The organism is Flavobacterium piscis, from assembly GCF_031457575.1.
In the GTDB taxonomy this organism is placed as follows: domain Bacteria; phylum Bacteroidota; class Bacteroidia; order Flavobacteriales; family Flavobacteriaceae; genus Flavobacterium; species Flavobacterium piscis_A.
The window spans coordinates 1-19885 of the sequence record NZ_JAVDWQ010000030.1 but is presented as its reverse complement, the minus strand read 5'-3'; the positions used below and the strand labels follow the sequence as shown (position 1 = coordinate 19885).

Below are 19885 nucleotides of genomic sequence, written 5' to 3'. Positions count from 1 at the left end.
ACCTGACACCGGAGAGGACCAATAGCTAAAATCGAAATTCTTCATGGGGGAAGAAATACGTCTATAAATAATATTTCCTGTATTCATATTTACAGTAGCAGCAGGATCCTGAACCAAACCTGAATTATTTTCAAAGATTAATTGGCCGTTAGTATCAACTGTTACAGTGTTCATAACCGAAAGAGTATTGGTTGGTTGAACAGTTACTATTGCATTTGCATCAACTTGTAAGGTATTCGCATAAAAACTGGCATTCGTTCCGGAAAGTATTGGTTTATTGGGCATATTTGGAATTACAACACAGTTCGTTGCAATTGGGACTCCATTAGGATTCCAGTTGCTTGCGTCATTCCAATTTGTGCCTGAAGCCCCGGTCCAGGTTTTTGTTACCGCAGAATTTACATCTATTGAAGTAGCTGTGGAAATACAACCAGCGCTATTTTTAGCCCTGACATTATAAGTTCCAATAGGCACTGCTGTAAATTCGCCTGTTGTGTTTGTATAAGTAACGCCATCGATGCTGTATGTAAATCCAGCACCTAAAGGAGCAGAAATTGTAATTGTTCCCGTATTAGTCATGCAAGTAGGAGCAGTTGTTACCGATACGGCAGGAGCAGCTGGTAATGGGGTCACTGTGATTCCTCCTGAAACAGAACTAGTCGCCGCAGGAGTACATGTACCACTAACCACACAATAATAGTAATTGGTTCCTATAGATGTTGTAAGAGGTGTATAACTTGCACTAGTTGCTCCACTAAGTAAAGTACCTCCTGTATTGCTTGCTGTTGAATTTATATACCATTGATATGTTACACTTGTTCCTGTAGCTACCACAGACAAAGATGTAGTAGCAGTGTTTATACAATATGCCTGTGAACTTGCAGACGGTTGAGTGGTGATAGTTGGCTCAACATTTATTGAACTAATTATTATAGGCAAACTGGTAGAACAAGTATTTGCATCTGCATAATTCAATGTATATGTACCCGAATCTAAATTTGTTCTATTTAAAGTAGTTGCGCTATCTGACCATGAAACGTCCAAAACATTTACATTTACAGGTACATTAGCTCCAGATTGGTATAAATCGATTGTTTTGGAATACAAAACATTACTAGAGTCGTCTAAAAGCTCCAGAAGCATGTTTTGTCCTCTGTCAGAACAACAATCAATACGATTATATATTCTTAAAAAATCAATATTCTTATTTTCGGGCAAAGTTACCATAACCCACTCATTAACATTGCCAGTTAAACTATGCCAATAATTATTACTAACTCCTGTGCTATTACCATCAATTGCTTTATCAGGTGTCAAAGTAGAGTTATAATTTGAAGACGAGGTAGCAGTAGCCCCATTTGTAGATCGGGCAACATTAGTTCCGGTAAAAATTTCAAAAGCCTCAATTTCAGCTATTTGTTGGTAACTAGCGTATTTTTGTGTGATTTTAATATACTTTACATTGGATATCCCGCCAGAAAGTATAGGCGAAATACTCCCATTATTAGATACGGGACAAGTTTCATCAACTTTGTTTGAAGTGATTGTAGGTACTTTTATCGTTTTAGAAATACAAGTTGTACTACCACAAGCATTTCTGTATCTAACAAAATAAGTTGTAGTAGTAGTCGGTGAAACCGTTATACTACTTCCAGTACCGATAACTGTATCTCCACATGAACCTGTTGACCATTCGGCATATCCTGTTGATCCGCCTAACGATCCTCCACTAACGGTTAATGTTGTTGACTGTCCTGTACAAATGGTCGCAGAAGCAGTAATACTTGTTGGTGCTGTTGGTGCTGTTGTAACTACTTGGACAATTACGATTGTAGCATCAGAGTAAATACCTGAAGTTACTGTTCTTCTATACCAGGTAGTCTGTGTTGTTCCTGATGGAACAGTATAGTCTTCTGCATTATTTATTCCAGGTGCTGTCGTATATCCGGTACTGTGCCCTGTTGTACTCATTTCCCATAAATAGGTATAAGTACCGTTTCCTCCTGTTGGCGTTGATCCATCTATAACAATGTCCGGAACTGTAGAAGTCGTACAATAGGGTTCTGCATAAGTAGCAACTACATTATACGATTTTACTATTCCATAACAAGGATCCCCAAAAGTAGTATTAAAAGTTCCTGAAGCTGGTATGGTAGCTACATCATTCCCTAATAATCCAGTAGTTACAATTCGGCTATTGAATGCGTGGCAAGTACCAATTGTAAAATCAGGACTAGTTCCACCTGGACTTCCGTAGCTCGCAAACTTAACATTAGTAAAAAATGAACCTCTTGGAGCTGTAAGAGTTAGCGAACCCGGTAGTGTATTTGTAGGCGGGTTCGAATATTCGTGAGAAGTGCCGGCTACCTGACCCGAAACACCATTAGAATAAGAGGCATAATTATTATCAATTGCAGGATAAGGGGCAGAGGAAACGTTGATTCTACCAGTGCCTGTAAAATAAGCATTTGTTGTGTTAGTTGCACCCGATGTTGTAGATCCCCATGAATTTAAAAGGGGGCCAGCCCCACCCAAAACCAGGGTTCCTGCCGTATGTGTAAATCCTCCCAAATTCGCCAAAACACCTGAAACCATAGACCAATTGCCACTTACTGTTGTAATTGCCCCGAAAGTTTTCGTTCCTGAACCTGAAAGCGTAAGATTGTTGTACGTTGTAGCTTTTACTGTCTGGTTGGCACCATTATAATTTACTGTGTTACCAGAGACCGTTGCCGTAAGGGTTGGTGTAATTGATGTACCTCCAAAATTTAAAGTTCCTGTATTAGTTAAAGTACTTGTACCAGCCAAGGTAGTTGAAACTGTAAGCACACCACTATTAGTAGTTGTTCCGCTTATTGTTAAACTTGGTATAGCAATGACATTAGTCCCGCTGATAGTTTTTGTTGCTGTACCCGTAAAAGTATGTACACCAGTACTGGCTGTAAAACTATTATTGTTAGTTAAATCCCCGCCAAAACTTATGGCTGCTGCAGCTGTTTCATTCCACATACCGCCAGCATTAATAGTTACATTTCCAGTAAATGTTTTTGCTCCGGATGCATTATTGTGTGTTAAAATCCCTGAAACAGAAGTTGTTCCAGAAACAGCAAAATCAAAACCTCCAACAATAAGAGTAGAACCTGAAGCAATGTTTAAAGTTGTGCAAGCTGCGTTGGCACTAATTGTTACTGTACGTCCACCTTCAACATAAACAACATCACCAGCTACTGGTACACTTGCACCTGCTGCGCCTCCTGAACTTGAAGACCAAGTAAGTGTAGAATTCCAATTTCCCGTTGCAACAGCATATCTGTTTGCCGCATTCGCAAACGAAACCATAAACAATAAAACAAAACAAAGCCATTTAGCAGTAGTGCCAAATGACTTTGCTGTTAACGTTCTTTGGATATTTTGGTTTTGTTTTGGAAATAATAAATTAATAATTAATGGTAATTTTTTAATCATGTGGTATTTTTTTAAATTTAAAAAGCAATTTATCTGGTGAACTAAATTGATTATATGAATTTATAAGCTATTCTATTTGTTTTAAAAATTAAAAACATAATCATTTGACTATCAAAAACAAAGAAAATTCACATCATCAAAGTCCTACTAAATACTCCTCTTACGAAGCAAAAATAGGCAGTTCTACAAGGTTTTTTGGTTAAATAAAAAAGTTTTCGATTAAAAACCTATATACTCGATGTACGACATATTTTTTTAAAAATAAAAATATTTACACTGTAAAAGCTTACTTTATTTTTAAATCAATTAGGTGGCCGAGTATGTTTTTTTTCCATTTTTATCTTTTTTTATGACCTAAAAATGCACCTTCTACTTCTGATTAAAGTATAAAAACAAAAATCCGACAGTTTTCACTATCGGATTCTTTATAAATTAATTTTTTTTTAGAATATGATTTTTCTTGTTACAGTGGGCCCGTTTTCTAAAACTATTTTTACCAATAGTACCTGCTCAGCAAAATTTAAATTCGAGATAGTCAGTATACCATTCGAAACCTTGTCTTTCCGGTACAATTGTTTTCCGGAAATATCATAAATGAACACCTTATCAATATTCTCCTTTTCTGAACTTATTGTAGTGTTTTTGTTTTTGACAATTACCTCAACACCATCATCTGCAGTTTCAAAATCTCCTGTCCCCAAGGTTACATTGACATATTTGACAACAAACCTATCATTGAATGTCCCTTTTGCTGTTGTAAAAGTATAATCGCTTTGGGTTAATTCGTGTATCGTATTGGTCTGCTTGTCTTCAAGAAAAACTTTTTGATCTGCCAGTACACCATCGGCTTTATCTATGGATATCGTAAAATCTCCTGCTAGCGTAGATCGGAACCCTAAAGGAACTTTATCACTTTCCTTAAAAGGAAGGGCACGTCCCTGGATCACAAATTTATTGGCATTGTTTACGCTATAGAAATCTATAAAGCTGTTTCCGTCAAAACTCCTGCCGTCAAAATCGCCTTCATACTCATTAGTAGCACCAGTAACATAACCAATAAGGGTTTGTTTGAAAGCACCTCCTGAATTGGTCATATTAAGCCATAAACGGTGCTTTTCCAGTTTGGCGCTCTTTGAGGTTTTAGCCGGTTTGAAAAATTGGCTATTGTTTCCGGCAACTCTCATGTTGTTTTTAAACGCTATGGTTCCCGAAGACAGGGCACTGCCAAAAAATGATTGGCCGGCAGCTACATAACCTAATGGCTCCTGGCCTCCGGAAGTAGCTGCTACACCTCCCAATTGGTTATAAGCAGCATAATCATCCGATACATAAATATATTTCGGACCATTTTGCTGGATCGCTGTGTTATGTGTCCAGAAATAAATAGTCCCGTTTAAAATGGTATTATCAGATAAAAATTCGTTGGCATCAAGTGCCGATGGGTACGGATTGCCTATCAGATAAAAATTTCCAGGTACAACTGACTGTCCTGATATATCACCATTATTGGGTATTCCTCTAAACTGAACTGGTTGTGCATAAGGAAATATGACATTCTCGCCATTGCCCCAAATTCCTGCCTTGGGTGTTCTTATAATGTAGCCTGTTCCGGGGGTCATAATCTTTGTAGATGCTACTTCCTGTTTCCAGCCTGTACCAGAATATGACATGTACTTATCAGACAAAGTATTGGGTGATAAATTTAATAAAGTCTGACCTGACACCGGAGAGGACCAATAGCTAAAATCGAAATTCTTCATGGGGGAAGAAATACGTCTATAAATAATATTTCCTGTATTCATATTTACAGCAGCAGCAGGGTCCTGAACCAAACCTGAATTATTTTCAAAAATTAATTGGCCATTTGTTGTTACTGCATTTATAATCGTCAAGGTTACCCCTGAAGGCACTGTAGCTATTACAGAGGGATTAATTGTTAAGGCACAAGCCGTTAAATCTGCCGTAAACGGAGAGTTAGGTGTTACTGAAGCTATAATAGCACTCTTAGTTGTGCTAGGTGTACCATTAGACCATGCACTACCATTCCAGGTTGTAGAAGAAACATCTGTTACAGCAACCAGACCTGTTGAGGCTGAAGGACATTCGCTAGCATTGGTTACTGTAAAAGTATAACTTCCCGCTGCTAAACCTGTAACGGTATAATTTGTTGTGTTTCCGTTATAACTTGTTATTGCAGTTCCTGTTTGATTAATCGTCCAGTTTCCGTTTGGCAGACCCGCTAGTTCAATACTTCCTGTGCTGGTACCACAAGTGATATCTGTTATTGTACCAACTGTAGGGGTAGTTGGATTCGAATTGACTGTAATTGTAACCTCATTGCTATATACTGTACCACAACCATTCGTTGCATAATATCTAATCTTTTTATTATTGTCTGCAAAAACAACTGTGTATGGTAATGCTAAATTTGAAAATACATTTCCTCCAACTGTAGTTTCCAATTGCCAGCCAGATGCCGTAACCGCTGAACCATTAGCTGTTACTGTAGGTGCGGAAGGATTCAAAGAACCTCCTGAACATAATGCTGCAGGTGATGAAATCGTTGCTATAGCAGGAACATTATTTATTGTTATCGCTACCACATTACTATATCCCGTACCACAACTATTGGTAGCGTAATATCTGATTCTTTTTCCATTATCAGCAAAAGCAACTGTATAAGGAACAGTTAAATTTGCATATGCGCCTCCTCCAACTGTGGTCTCCAATTGCCAGCCGGATGCGGTAACTGTAGAACCGTTGGCAGTAATTGTTGGCGCGGAAGGATTCAATGATCCTCCTGAACACAATGCTGACGGAGCTAAAATTGCAGCTATAGTGGGACTTCCATTAATAACAAAATTGACTGCTGTTCTACAGCTAGGATTTGAAGAACATGCTGTATAAAAAGTATAAGTTCCTGGAGTATTAGTATTGTTCAACAAAGAATATGGAGCTCCTTGAGCAATCACTTGTGCATCATTAATTGGGTTAAAAGTACCTCCAGACTCAACAATAGTTCCTCCGGTTGGAACCGTGTACCAATCTAAAGTTCCCGGTATAGTATAAGATACTATAATACTTATATTTGAAATGTTTGCGTCCGGATTGACACCATCATCAAAAGTTTCCCTAAATCTAAACAACCAAGTTCCTACAGGGCTTGCAGTTCCCCATGTTCCAAAAGCTGTATTAGTAATAGTTCCCGGAGATGATGATGTAGAAACCTGTAAATCAGTTTGCGATGCTCCCAATGAAGCGGGTGGAGTAGCCTGAATACGCAACTCATTAGTCCATGAAGGAGAATTCGATGTATAGGTAATAGTGGTTGCAATATTAGTTACAACTGCTCCAACAGGTAATGCCGGAAAGTTTATCGAAATATTTGTATTCCCACTCCCACCATAGCTTGTTGATTTAGATGTTCCTCCTGAACCTGAGGCTGTTTGAGTATTTGTACTTGCACAACTATAAGAAGAGGTCAAAGACCCGGAACCACCAGCGCAAATAGTTACCCCGGTTGCAGTTGGTCCTGATGTAGTTATGGTAACAGCATTAGATGTTGCAGGACTTCCTGTTAAACAAGGAGTAGCATTAGAGGTTAAAACACAAGTAACAACATCGCCGTTTATTAAAGTTGCATTCGTATAAGTTGTTGCATTTGTACCAACATTTGCTCCATTTAATTTCCATTGATAAACCGGTGTTGTTCCGCCATTGGTTGGAGTTCCAGTAAATGTTACTGAAGTTCCGTAGCAAATAGCCCCGGATGGTGAAGCAGCAATGCTTATAGAAGCCGGTAAATTTGGACTAATGGACACACTCCCTGCCATTGTTGTGGTACAAGTCGTAGATCCTGCTGTGGCTACTACAGTATAAATACCTGTTGCTGTTTGATTTCCAAAACTAATTGCTGAACCAGTTCCAGGAACGACAGCTCCTGTATTTATACCTCCTATTTGCAATTGATAATTTACCCCAAGTTGCGAACCATTAAGTCCAATCGTAGCAGTAGTGCCTGCACAAACACTTGTTCCAGTCATATTAAAACTCGTTGGGTTAGTAGCAATAACTGAGATATCATCAAGAAACCAGTCATCACCGCCTCCTGTAGAAGTTGTAGCTACAAATTCCAAATCTCCGGTGGTTGCAGTTGCTGGATTCCATGGAACTGTAACTGTTATTGATCCTTGATTTATAGCAGATGAAGGTGCCGCTGGATTAGCTCCTACTGTTAAAGGAAAACCTGAAGTTGTAAAAGTAGCACCATTAGAAGTAACAATATCTGTAGTATTATTAATTACAGTATTATTCCCTGGATTTGTCACAGTTAAATAAGTTGTACCTCTTACCATGATTACAAGTGTCGCAGTCGTATTAACAGTCGATAAACGACTATAGTTTTGTCCTTTAATTTTAAAGGAAACGGTTAATGAGCTACCAACCAGGCCTGTTAGACTCTGTTTTAAAGACGCATTAGTCACACCATCAGCTTCTATATAAACTTCATTAGGAGCCCAGGCAGCAGAATAATGCCAACCTGTTGCTGCAGTTTGTACAGACCAGTTTGTTGTATTAACACTTCCTGTAAAATCACCGGTTTTAACAACATTACACGACTGACCAAAATTCATTTGAAATGCTAACAAAGTAAAACAAAGCCATATAATATTGTTGCCAAATGATTTTGTGGTTTTGATTGCCGGAGTATTTTGGTTCTGTTTTGGAAATAATAAATTAATAATTAATGGTAGTTTTTTAATCATGTGGTATTTTTTTAAATTAAAAAAGCAATTTATCTGGCGAACTAAATTGATTATATGAATTTATAAGCTATTCTATTTGTTTTGAAAATTAAAAATATAATCATTTGACTATCAAAAACAAAGAAAATCCACATTATCAAAGTCCTACTAAATACTACTATTACGAAACAAAAATAGGCTGTTTTACAAGTTTTTTTGGTTAAATAAAAAAGTTTTCGATTAAAAACCTATATACTCGATGTATGACATATTTTTATTTAAATAAAAATATTTACACTGTAAAAGCTTACTTTATTTTTAAATCTAATTAGGTGGCTGAGTATATTCATCTTTTTTTATGGGCTAAAATGCACTTTCTTCTTTTGATTAATGTATAAAAAAACAAAAATCCGACAGTTTTCACTATCGGATTTTTATAAATTAAAATATTTTTTTTTAGAATATGATTTTCCTTGTTACAGTCGTCCCGTTTTCTAAAACTATTTTTACCAATAGTACCTGATTGCCTGAATGCAGGTTTTCGATAATCAGTTTTGGATTTTTGATGTTATTTTTTCTGTATACCTGTTTCCCCGCAACATCATATATAAAAACTTTATTGATATCATCATTAGCAGAACTGATTGTAATAACTTTATTCAGAACTGCCACCACGACATTATTATCATCTTGTTCAAAATCATCAGTGCCTAAAGTTTTATTTGTATATTTTAAAACAAAACGATCATTAAATGTTCCTGTAGTCGTTGCAAAAGTATAATTTCCCAATTGCAGATTATGTGTGATCTGGGTTACCTTATCTTCCAGATAGATCGCATGGTTCCCTAAATCCCCATCTGCCTGATTGATTGCAATTGTAAAATTTCCGGCTATAGTGCTCTTATATCCTAAAGGAACAATATCATTGTTATTAAAAGGTAACGCTCGTCCCTGAATTACAAGTTTGTTGTCATTATTGATACTGTAAAAATCTATATACGGGTTGCCATCAAAGCTTTTTCCGTCAAAGTTATTATCATAGCCATTTGTTGCCCCTTCAATATAACCTACCAGAGTTTGTTTAAAAGCACCATCATCATTACTTAGATCAAGCCATATACGGTGTTTTTCAAGACCTCCCTTTTTTTCTGTTTTCTCAGGCTTAAAAAACTGATTATTACTGCCTGCAACTCGCATGTCATTTGTAAACACGATAGTTCCCTGCGCTTTTGCAGTGGCAAAAAATGATTGTCCTGCAGCAATTTTACCTGTAGGAATAGCGTTGTTGTTTCCCGGATTAATTGCTGGAGATGTTGTTCCTGCTCCTCCTGTGGTATTATAACTCGCATAATCTCCTGTTGAATAAACATACTTTGAACCACTTTGGCTAATTCCGGTATTATGTGTCCACAAATAAATTGTTCCCTCCAGAATTGCCGTATTGGCCAATAAAAACAAATCCGCATCTAAAGCTGATGCATAAGGGTTTCCAATTAAAAAGTGCCGAGTTGCAGTAAGTGCCGTTATTTCTTCTCCAAAAATATTTCCGTTATTGGGAGCCCCCAGAAACCTTACAGGCTGGGCATAAGGAAACGTTACATTTTCGCCATTAGCCCAAACCCCTGCTTTAGGAGTTCTTATTATATAGCCTTTTCCGGGAACCATTATAGTAGATGATACTTCCTGTTTCCAATTATTAGTTGCTGAATTATAAGAAAAATATTTATCAGATAACGTATTAGGCGATACTGCTTTAAGTGTCTGACTTACTATAGGCGAAGACCAGTAGGTATAATCAAAATTGTTCATTGGCTGGGTTATTCGCTTGTAAATTATATTTCCGGTATTACTCACATCATTCATCTGCACCAGACTGGCATTATTCTCAAAAGTTAATGTCCCTCCTGTTATAGTTACTGCATTCGCTATTGTAAAAGTATGTTCCGGGTTTACTGTAACCGCTACTCCTGTATTTACCGTACAGCTACAGCCGCTTACGTCACCAGATGATGAATAATTTCCTGCAAAAACAACATAATTATTAATGCTGGGTGCACTTGACCATGTAGATCCGTTCCAGGTTGATGTTGTAATCACCAAAGGATCTATCACAATATCCGTTGAATAGGAAGAAAAACATGCATCTTCAGCTATGGCAGCATTATATGTATTTCCCGGTACAAGATCAGATATGGTTATACTTGTTCCTGTACCGGAATAGGTTTGACCCGTTAAGAACTGTAATGTCCATTCTCCTGATGGCAGGCCGCTTAACACAACACTACCAAATGGTTTAGCACATGTTGCCTGCGTTATAGTGCCCACAACAGGGGTTGCAGGTCCTATGTTTATTAATATTGAAATAGTATTAGATGGAGTAGCCATTGATCCACAAGCAACATTTGCAGATCGCAGCCTGTAATAATAAGTAACACCCGAAGTTAATCCGGTAACGGCATAACTTGTTATGTCACCCACATCTAAATCATTATAATCTGGGAGTATCGCTGTAAAATCAGCATCTGTAGCGACATCCAAATGGTATGTTGTAGCTCCGGCAACTGCATTCCAATTGGCGGTAAAACCATTACATAATAAATTAGTAATATCTGTAGCAACAGGAGATTTTATTTGTAAAGTTTGATACGTAATGGTATTAGAACTGGCACTTACTCCACAACTACTATTTTTACGGACCCGGTAATATATGGGACCCGGCGGAACATTTGTAACAGCATAGGTCGTCACAAGTCCAACATTCAAATTATTATAGCCTGAAACAAAGCTTGTAAAAGCAGGATCTGTAGCTACATCCAACGAATAAGTCACTGCTCCGTCCGATGCGGTCCAATTTGCATTAATGGTAGTAGTACAATCAGCACCAGTTCCGGCGGTAGCGACTACATCAGTAGCAGAACCAACTGTAAAAGTTTTAGCATTTGGACTGCTCACACCTATCAGGAAAACCGTTACCCTGTAATCACCAGGAGTCAAACCAGTTAAATTTTTTGTGCTTCCAACAACAGAGCCATCACTTACTCTTTGCCAGATATAGGTATAGGGATCATCCCACTCCGGCGAATTAACAAATGTGCCATCATTACCAGCGGGAATTGAAGTTAAAGTAGTTCCTGAGCCATCATAAAAGTTATATCCGGCAATTATTCCTGCTTCAACCCCGGAATAGACTGTTGGTCCAAATGCAAGACTCTCGATTCGTGATGCAGAAAGAGCCGTACTATAAAATGCGGCTTTCAAAACACTCCCTGTAAATGTTTCTCCATTTGAGTGATTAAAAATATGACTTCCAATTTTGGTACTAAACCCTGATGATCCATAATTTACAGTATTCACTACACCACCTGACAGGGAAACACTAACACCATCAATATAGATCCTTATGCGGGCCCCATCACCGGTTACTGCAATATGATGCCACGCCTCATTTCCTAATACAGCAGGAGTAAATGAAGCAGTAACGGGCCCTGTTACAGCACTCCAGAATTCAAAACTTGATGGAGATGCGAAACCAAACTCTAAGGCATCATTCTGACCAAATAAACCCATTCTGCCTACTATGTCAGAGGCTTTAAATTTTATCCAGCCTTCCATAGTAAAAGCGCCCCTGTTAGAAAGCATCTGGCTTCCTAAGTCAATATAATCATTATCAGCAGCTATAAATTTTACACTATTATTCATATTGGTTACAGTTATAGCTCCGTCATTTCCGCTCACGCATGAAGCTACAGTAATATTGGCAGTCGGCTGTGGCAACAATGAAAAAATCGTCATCTCTGTCGTAGCATTGGCACATCCTGCCACGCTGTACGTTATGGTATAGGTCCCTCCTGCACTTGCCGTTAAATCTACTTCTCCGGTAGCTGTACTAACAAAACTTAACCCAGACGGAGTCGCTGAGTAAGTGCCTCCAGTAAGCCCAGTTTGCGTGGCCCCTACTTTGCCAATTGCAATAAATGCATTTGCCGGATAAGATATTATTGGAGGTGGTGAAAATCTATACAACTGCCCATCTGCCGCTTTTGTATTTATATTAAATGTAAAAGTGCTGGACGATGCTGTTGGGCTTGTACCAGCGTTATTAAGGGTTAAATATTTTCCACCGGCATCATATATCCCTATTGAGGCTAATGCATTAACTATAGGGGCAGTGCCTGGTTTATAAATATATTCAATAACGTTGCTTTGTTCATATAGCCAAACCTGAAAAGAAATAACATCATCAGAAGAGTTATACTGCCATTTTTGTCTGGACCATTCTACTTTAAAAACTCTGTTAGGTGCAGTTCCGGAAGTTGTGTATTTGGGCACTACGGTACATCTTAAATCATCCCATAACGGGAATAAAATGGGCTTTATGATATTTGCATTCGTAGCATTGTTATTATAGCTTTGTGCTGCTGTAGGGCTAGGAGAAGCAAATGTTAACCAGCCATTACTTGAAACCCGCACATTGGAATAATAAGCACCTCCAAAATTAAACGAAAATGGCATTGTAACTATGTTAGAAAGTCCATCATCAGCTGTAGCTCCCAATCCGGGAACATTTGTAGCTGACAATAAACTACTATATGTTGTGGCAGAGGCTGAGAAGCAATAATTACTCGCCTCCAATCCTGCTGCTGCGGGCGGGGTAAACCTGTAAATTTGTCCTGTTGCCGGCTTAGTACCAATATTGGTGGTAAAAACATCTGGCTGTGCCGTTGGAGTTGCTCCTGAATTATTAAGTGTTAAATACCTGCTGGTTGCATCGTATATCCCAATTGATGCACCTCCGGAAGCATTATTGACAGCAACTGCTCCCTGATTATATAAAAATTCTACAGCGTTAGTTGATTCAAATAACCACACCTGAAAAGAAATTACATCTCCGGCCGCACCATTGTCCCAACTTTGCTGAATCCATTCTACCTTAAATCTCCTGTGGGGCGCAATACCGGTTGTTATATATCTTGGTTTAACCGTACATCTTAAATTATCCCATAAGGGAAATAACATTGGTTTTCGTGTTTCCGCATTTACAGCATTATTATCTACATCGGCATCAGTAACCGCCCCTGTGGCAAAAGAGAGCCAGCCATTAGCCGAAACCTGAATTGAAGAATACGCTGTACCTGCAAATGTAAAAGCAAACGGCAGCGTAATAGCAGTCGAAACACCACTGTCTGCATTCGCCGCCAATGAAGTATCCGTAACCCCGGGAACCCCGGTAAGTGGAGTATAAGTTCCCTGAACTGCTGTAAAAGTATAATTACTTGCTGACTGTCCAAAAGAAAATAGGGAGGTCATCAATAGTCCGATTGTTATAACTAATAATTTTTTCATATCAATATTAATTTAAATAAAACATATATTTTTCTTACATGATACTAACGAATTTATTATCAGACACATATGCGTGCAATGATAGCGAAATGTTTTTTAATAATCGACCATATGCATATATAATCGATGAAACGCATTTTTGTGATAATAACTTTTAAAGTTTTTAAACACACTCTTTAGCAATAAAATTTTTTACAGGATAACAACATAACTTTGCCCTTTAATAAATAATTTTTTTCGTCTCTATCTGATTACCCTTTAGTATGATTTTCATCAGCAATATCTCATTATTGGACTTAATGCCATTAATGATAGTTTCATTTGCTAAAACAGAATTGTCCGTATAAATCAACTTGCCTGAAATAGTATAAACAAAAACCTTATCAATGTTTTCTAAGGCTGAATTTATATTGATACTTTCATTATCAATCCAAACTGAAACATGGTTGTTTTTCTTTTCTAAGTCGTAAGTAGTCAATGTTTGATTTTTGTACCTTAATACAAAACGATTTTTAAAAGTCCCTGTAGTTGTTGCAAAAGTATAACCGCTTACTCTTAGATCATGAATGGTATTAGTAAGTTTATCTTCAAGAAAAACAGGCTGATGAGTTAACAGTCCATCTGCATGATCAATAGAAATGGTAAAATCCCCTGTTAGTATCGTACGATATCCTAATTGCACTTCGTCAGCATCAGAAAATGGTAATGCGCGACCTTGTATAACCAGATTACTCTCAGAGATTACGCTATAAAAATCTATATATGGATTGGCATCTAATGACAATCCGTCAAAATTACGATCCAGGCCATTAGTAGCACCCTCTATATATCCAATTAATATTTGTTTAAAAGCGCCTCCTGTATTAGTCATGTTAAGCCATATACGATGTCGCTCCAGATTTGATTTTGCAGTATTAATATTCAGATTTTCTGCCAAAAATTGTGCATCAGCATTCATGCTTTTGTTTAAAGGATCATGAAACTTTTCTAACCTTGCGGCGTCCATTGATTTGCTACTGTCAGAATCATATAAATCAGTATTGATTCTGTTAGAAAGTGTATTTGTATTTTGAGAAAACACAGCACTTAAGGTAAAAACGAATAATAAAAATAATTTTAGTCGCATAGTCGGCACGCATTAAATTAATAAATCGATTAGTTCATTATAATATGATTAGAAATTTGAATAACATTTACAGACTGGAAGATTTCTGCTTGATATGTAATTCGTATAAAAAAGAAACATTTGAAGTAAATATGACAATTACACTTCTGTGTTGTTATCAAATATATAAAATTAAATACGTAATGCCGATAAAAACAAAATTTTAAATATTAAAATTAAATGCTTATATTATAGGAATTATTACCTTTTTTTTAGAATAAATAAGCATAATAATTTTTAATAATTTACATTTGTTTTCTAAGCTAAACCCCTATTAAACATAGATAATTTAATTATGACTAGTAAAGAAGCGCAGCAAAAGCTAGAACATTATTGTGCCTATCAGGAACGTTGTCATGACGAAGTAGTAACAAAACTATATACTTTAAAAATGTCTCCTGATGAAATAGATGCTATTATAGTTAAACTCATTGCTGACAATTTTTTAAACGAAACCCGATTTGCCTGTAGTTTTGCCCGCGGAAAACATCGTATTAAGCATTGGGGGAAAATTAGAATTGTAAATGAGCTTAAAGCAAGACATATTACTGCAACCAATATTAATATTGCACTAAAAGAAATTTCTACAGAGGAATATCAAACAACGTTTGAACAACTTTCTCAAAGATGCTGGGATAGCTTAACTGAGAGCAATTTTCTCAAAAAAAGAAAAAAATTTTGCGATTATATGTTACGCCGTGGTTTTGAAAGCAATTTGGTTTATGATAAACTAAAAGAACTAGAAATCCTGTAAAATCCTGGTTTTAAATATATTTAAATCAAATTCAGCAATATTCTGATCATACATTCTAAATCTTTTTGAATCTAACCTTTGGGTTAAAAACACGTTTTTTGAATATCACTCAAGGAAATTTATCTTAATGAGAGTTCAGTTCAGCCTCAAATCTCTTAAAACAAAAAATTTTGACAACTTTCGCTATCAAAATTTTATTTAACACGCTATTTTTTATTGGTCTCAGATATAGTTTAAAACGAGATACTTTGGTGCAATTTGCTTTAGCTTCCAAAAATATTAGCCACAAATTTTTACAAAAAACAATTCATGCAATTTATAGCTAATGAATAACATTACCATCTTTGCAGTCTTTTAGTCTGCTAACCAAATCCATGAACTTTCAGTCTATAGTAATTTAGTTAAAATTACTTTTTTAGTCAAGAACTTATCATTTTCTAAAAATACCCTGACTAACACAATTTGTTCCGCAAAAGACAGGTTTTCAGTAACAAATTGTTTATCAGCAACTTTCTGTTTATTATATAATTGTTTTCCTGAGAGATCATAAATAAAGATTTTATCAATATTTCCTTTAGTCGAATTAATTCTGATATTTTGATTTTCACACCAGGCCAACACACTATTTTCATAATCATTTACAGCCAATGTTTTGTTGGCGTATTTAAGCACAAATCGATTTTTGAATGTTCCTGGTACCGTATTAAATGTGTAGCCACTTACTCTTAGATCATGGAGGGTATTGGTCATCATATCATGAAGAAAAACAGCATGATTCGTTAATAATCCATCTGCATGATCAATAGAAATGGTAAAATCGCCTGCTATTATTGTACGATATCCCAATGGTACTTCGTCCGTGTCAGAAAAAGGCAATGCGCGACCCTGAATAACCAGATTACTCCCGGAATTTGTGCTATAAAAATCAATAAAAGCATTAGCGTCTAATGACACCCCGTCAAAATTATTATCTAAACCATTAGTAGCGCCCTGGATATACCCAATTAAAATTTGCTTGAAAGCGCCTTGGGCATTAGTCATATTAAGCCACAAACGATGTCTTTCCAATAAATTCGGTTTCGCAGTTTTACCTGGCTTAAAAAATTGATTATTATTCCCTTCAATTCGCATTGTGTTATTGAATTGAATGTTTCCTGACGCCTTAGCTAATGCAAAAAAAGATTGTCCTGCTGCAATTTTACCTGACGGAAGAACTCCGCCTAAATATGCAGGCAGGGTTCCAATTCCACCAACACCATTATAAGAAGCATAATCATTTGAACTATAAACATACTTAAAACCACTAGGCTGAATAGCCGTATTGTGTGTCCAGAAATAAATGGTTCCGTCTAAGATGTCACTATTGTTTGGATTGGGATTTGGAAACAAAAATTTATCCGCATCAAGTGCCGATGGATAAGGATTGCCTATCAGATAAAATTTTCCGGTTACTACTGCTTCTCCTAAAATATTTCCATTATTAGGAATTCCAACAAACTGTACAGGTTGAGCATATGGAAATATAACATTTTCCCCATTTCCCCATAATCCTGCTTTAGGAGTTCTTATTATATAGCCTTTTCCGGGAATCATTGTAGTCGTTGCAGCCACTTCCTGTTTCCAGGAAGTCCCAGTATAAGAAAAATATTTGTCTGATAACGTGTTTGGTGACAAGTTAAATAATGTTTGTGCCATTACTGGTGATGACCAATAGGTATAATCAAAATTTTCCATTGGTACAGAAATCCTTTTGTAGATGATATTCCCTAAATTAATAGCATTCGTTGTTTGTAACAGGCTCGCATTATTTTCAAAAGTTAATACTCCTCCATTATTAGTTACGGTATTAGTTATCGTTAATGTATCATTGCTATTAATTAAAATATTAACTCCGGGATTTACTGTACAGCTGCAGCCATTTAGACTTCCTGTCCCTCCACCAGCACTTGTATAATTGGCATCAAAAACAAGATTTTGATTAATGGTTGGAATACCATTTGACCATATTCCTGTATAGATATTGGTTACAAGTTCATCTATTATAACATTCGCAGAAGGAGACGAAATACAGCTTCCTGTATATTCTACGGTAAAGGTATAATTTCCAGGAGCAAGATTAGAAACGATATATGTTGTTCCTGTATCAGTATATGTTGTTGATGCTGTACCACTTTGTTTGATTAACCAGGTAACTAAAATTGGTAATTCGCTTAAAGTTACGCTTCCTGTAGGGGTAGCACAAGTAGGCTCAGTTACTATTCCGGGAATTGGTGCATCAGGCGTAGGTTTAATTGTAAGCTGTATGGCCTGAGTGACTAAACAATCTGCATTTAAAATAGTCATAGTACCCAAATAAGTATTCGCAACCACTCCTGCCGGTATAACAATCGTATTTAAACTTCCGCCTTCCGGTAAAAACGTGAATAGTGTAACGCCTTGATTTACTAATCCTGCAGTATTTGCAGCAGCATTCCAGATGATACTATAACTTATTGGTGTATTTGTTGTGGCTGTATAAAGCAGGTTAGCCGATTGTGCACTTCCGCTAAAACAAATATCATTGAGTGTTCCGCTAGTTGTAATTGCTGGTAAAGGATTTACAGTAACAGTAGCAAAAGCTGAATTTACAGCATCACAAACACCATTATTAACAATTGCTCTAAATCGTGTAGTCTGTGTCAATGGCCCTGAAGTATAAGTCGCTGTAGTGTTAGAAATTGGTGTCCAGGAAGAAAATGGACTTACCGATGATTCCCAGCCTAAAATTGTACCGGTATAACCTGATAGTGTCAAAAGCCCGCTTGTACCTCCACTACAAATTGTAGCAGGAGTATTTATAGTTCCTCCAACACTTGTAGAAGAAACGGTAATTGTTGCCGCATTACCTGTCGTGATATTATTAGAACATGATCCAGAAGTAAGGTTGGTAATTGTTATAATGCTTGAACCTGTTACACTTAGTCCTACTGCGGAAAAAGTTCCAGTTCCTCCTGCCCCGCCAACTGACATTGTAGCCGTTAATCCTGTTCCACTGGGATTACTCCGATTATATGTCACTACATAATCACCAACAGGCAAAGATGCCCCTCCTGTTAATGTTACTAACGAAGTCGTTCCTGTTGCAGTACTGACCCCTGCTGCTGAAGTTCCGGTAAGCGCATAAACAGGACAAGAATAAGTAATTTTTATTTGTCCGTTTCCTCCATTTCCTCCACGAAAATCACTGAACAATAATCCTTTTGCTCCTCCGCCTCCACCTCCAAGCGAAACATTGTCTGTACCATTACCGGCTAATAATATACCGTCACTACCTGCACCACCGCCTGTTACTGCAGCACCACCGGTACCAATATTTGCGTTGTTACCATTCGAAGCTGTCCCGGCACTTCCTCCTCCTCCTCCAGAAGATAGTACCCCAAGAACAAGTCCCGGAGTTGCACCACTACCACCCGAGAATATTGTACCCGCTCCCGAAGCCAGGCCACCAAAACCACCAGCACCATTACTGGAATTTCCGTTTTTCCCTCCGCTTCCTCCATTTGCCACAACTGTGGAAAAATTTGTAGCTTCCCCGTTACCTCCGTCAGTACCATTAACTCCAATACCACCTGCTCCTACCTTATAATTCAGCACTGCTGCGGGAGTTACTCCAAGTGTAACTTTTCCATAAGCCCCGCCTCCGCCAAAAACAGAAACTACAGCTGATGCGCCTCCTCCGGAACCTCCGGAACCCCAGCATTCAACACCTAATGAAGTTACTCCCGCAGGAATTTTAAAAGTATTGGGAGTCGTTGATGTAAATGTAAGGGTGGTTTGAGCCCAAGCAGAATAAAAAATAAAAAACGATAATAAAGATAATTTTAGTCTCATAATAATAGATTTTAAAGATTAAGAAATCAATTAATTCTTTTAATTTTATGAGTGATATTGAAAAAGTTAAACGCTGTCAGAATATGAGATTAGTCAGAAGTAAATACTTTTTCTCAAAAAGTTATGTTATTTTAAACAACTGTATTTAAGGCGTTTATCGAAAGATATATTCAAATGTACAAAAATAAAAGAGTGCTCTGTGTTATTTTTTGTACATTTTTAGCCCCTTTTGTTTTTATCTAATTGATTGTATAAATTTCCCATACAAAGAGTTAATAGGTTTAAGGGTTTAAAAACAAAAAATCCGACAGCTTTTGCTCTCGGATTCTTTGTTTTAATGCTCTGGTTATTTTACTTAAAGATTATTTTTTTAGTAGTGGAATTGCCATTTTCCAGAAATACTTTTACCAATAACACCTGTTGGGAAACTGATAAATTATGAACTATTAGTATACCATTCGAAACCTTGTCTTTCCGGTACAATTGTTTTCCGGAAATATCATAAATGAACACCTTATCAATATTCTCCTTTTCTGAACTTAT

General features: G+C 37.0%; 7 protein-coding genes. 1 reads left to right on the top strand and 6 read right to left on the bottom strand.

All coding sequences use genetic code 11. The annotated features are described in order from the left end of the window. From J2W48_RS22640 to J2W48_RS22625, 4 genes are all read right to left on the bottom strand, one after another. Nucleotides 1-3465 (bottom strand): galactose-binding domain-containing protein (locus J2W48_RS22640; RefSeq protein WP_310284435.1); only part of this gene is annotated, 3465 nt, incomplete at its 3' end. A gap of 443 nt (nt 3466-3908) precedes the next feature. Further along, the gene (locus tag J2W48_RS22635; protein WP_310284434.1) at nt 3909-8231 is read right to left on the bottom strand and encodes a T9SS sorting signal type C domain-containing protein; all 4323 of its coding nucleotides are present in this window, start codon (nt 8229-8231) and stop codon (nt 3909-3911) included. Between the two features lie 435 nt (nt 8232-8666). Beyond that, the gene (locus tag J2W48_RS22630; protein WP_310284433.1) at nt 8667-13553 is read right to left on the bottom strand and encodes a LamG-like jellyroll fold domain-containing protein; all 4887 of its coding nucleotides are present in this window, start codon (nt 13551-13553) and stop codon (nt 8667-8669) included. A 220-nt stretch (nt 13554-13773) separates the two neighbouring features. Next, nucleotides 13774-14679 (bottom strand): T9SS sorting signal type C domain-containing protein, encoded by a 906-nt coding sequence (locus J2W48_RS22625; RefSeq protein WP_310284432.1) that lies wholly within the window; start codon nt 14677-14679, stop codon nt 13774-13776. Nucleotides 14680-15013: 334 nt separating this feature from the next. Here J2W48_RS22625 and J2W48_RS22620 point away from each other — a divergent pair, with 334 nt between their 5' ends. Beyond that, nucleotides 15014-15472: a regulatory protein RecX gene (locus J2W48_RS22620; protein WP_310284431.1), complete on the top strand. Its 459-nt coding sequence runs from the start codon at nt 15014-15016 to the stop codon at nt 15470-15472. A gap of 387 nt (nt 15473-15859) precedes the next feature. Here J2W48_RS22620 and J2W48_RS22615 read toward each other — a convergent pair whose 3' ends face one another. Both J2W48_RS22615 and J2W48_RS22610 read right to left on the bottom strand, forming a co-directional pair. Next, the gene (locus tag J2W48_RS22615) at nt 15860-19342 is read right to left on the bottom strand and encodes a glycine-rich domain-containing protein (RefSeq protein ID WP_310284430.1); all 3483 of its coding nucleotides are present in this window, start codon (nt 19340-19342) and stop codon (nt 15860-15862) included. 351 nt (nt 19343-19693) lie between these two features. Beyond that, on the bottom strand, nt 19694-19885 hold a 192-nt coding region (locus J2W48_RS22610; protein WP_310284428.1), incomplete at its 5' end, for a T9SS sorting signal type C domain-containing protein.

Coding starts and splice junctions, on each gene's coding strand:
- J2W48_RS22635 (WP_310284434.1), bottom strand. CDS start 8,231: ATGATTAAAAAACTACCATTAATTATTAATTTATTATTTCCAAAACAG.
- J2W48_RS22630 (WP_310284433.1), bottom strand. CDS start 13,553: ATGAAAAAATTATTAGTTATAACAATCGGACTATTGATGACCTCCCTA.
- J2W48_RS22625 (WP_310284432.1), bottom strand. CDS start 14,679: ATGCGACTAAAATTATTTTTATTATTCGTTTTTACCTTAAGTGCTGTG.
- J2W48_RS22620 (WP_310284431.1), top strand. CDS start 15,014: ATGACTAGTAAAGAAGCGCAGCAAAAGCTAGAACATTATTGTGCCTAT.
- J2W48_RS22615 (WP_310284430.1), bottom strand. CDS start 19,342: ATGAGACTAAAATTATCTTTATTATCGTTTTTTATTTTTTATTCTGCT.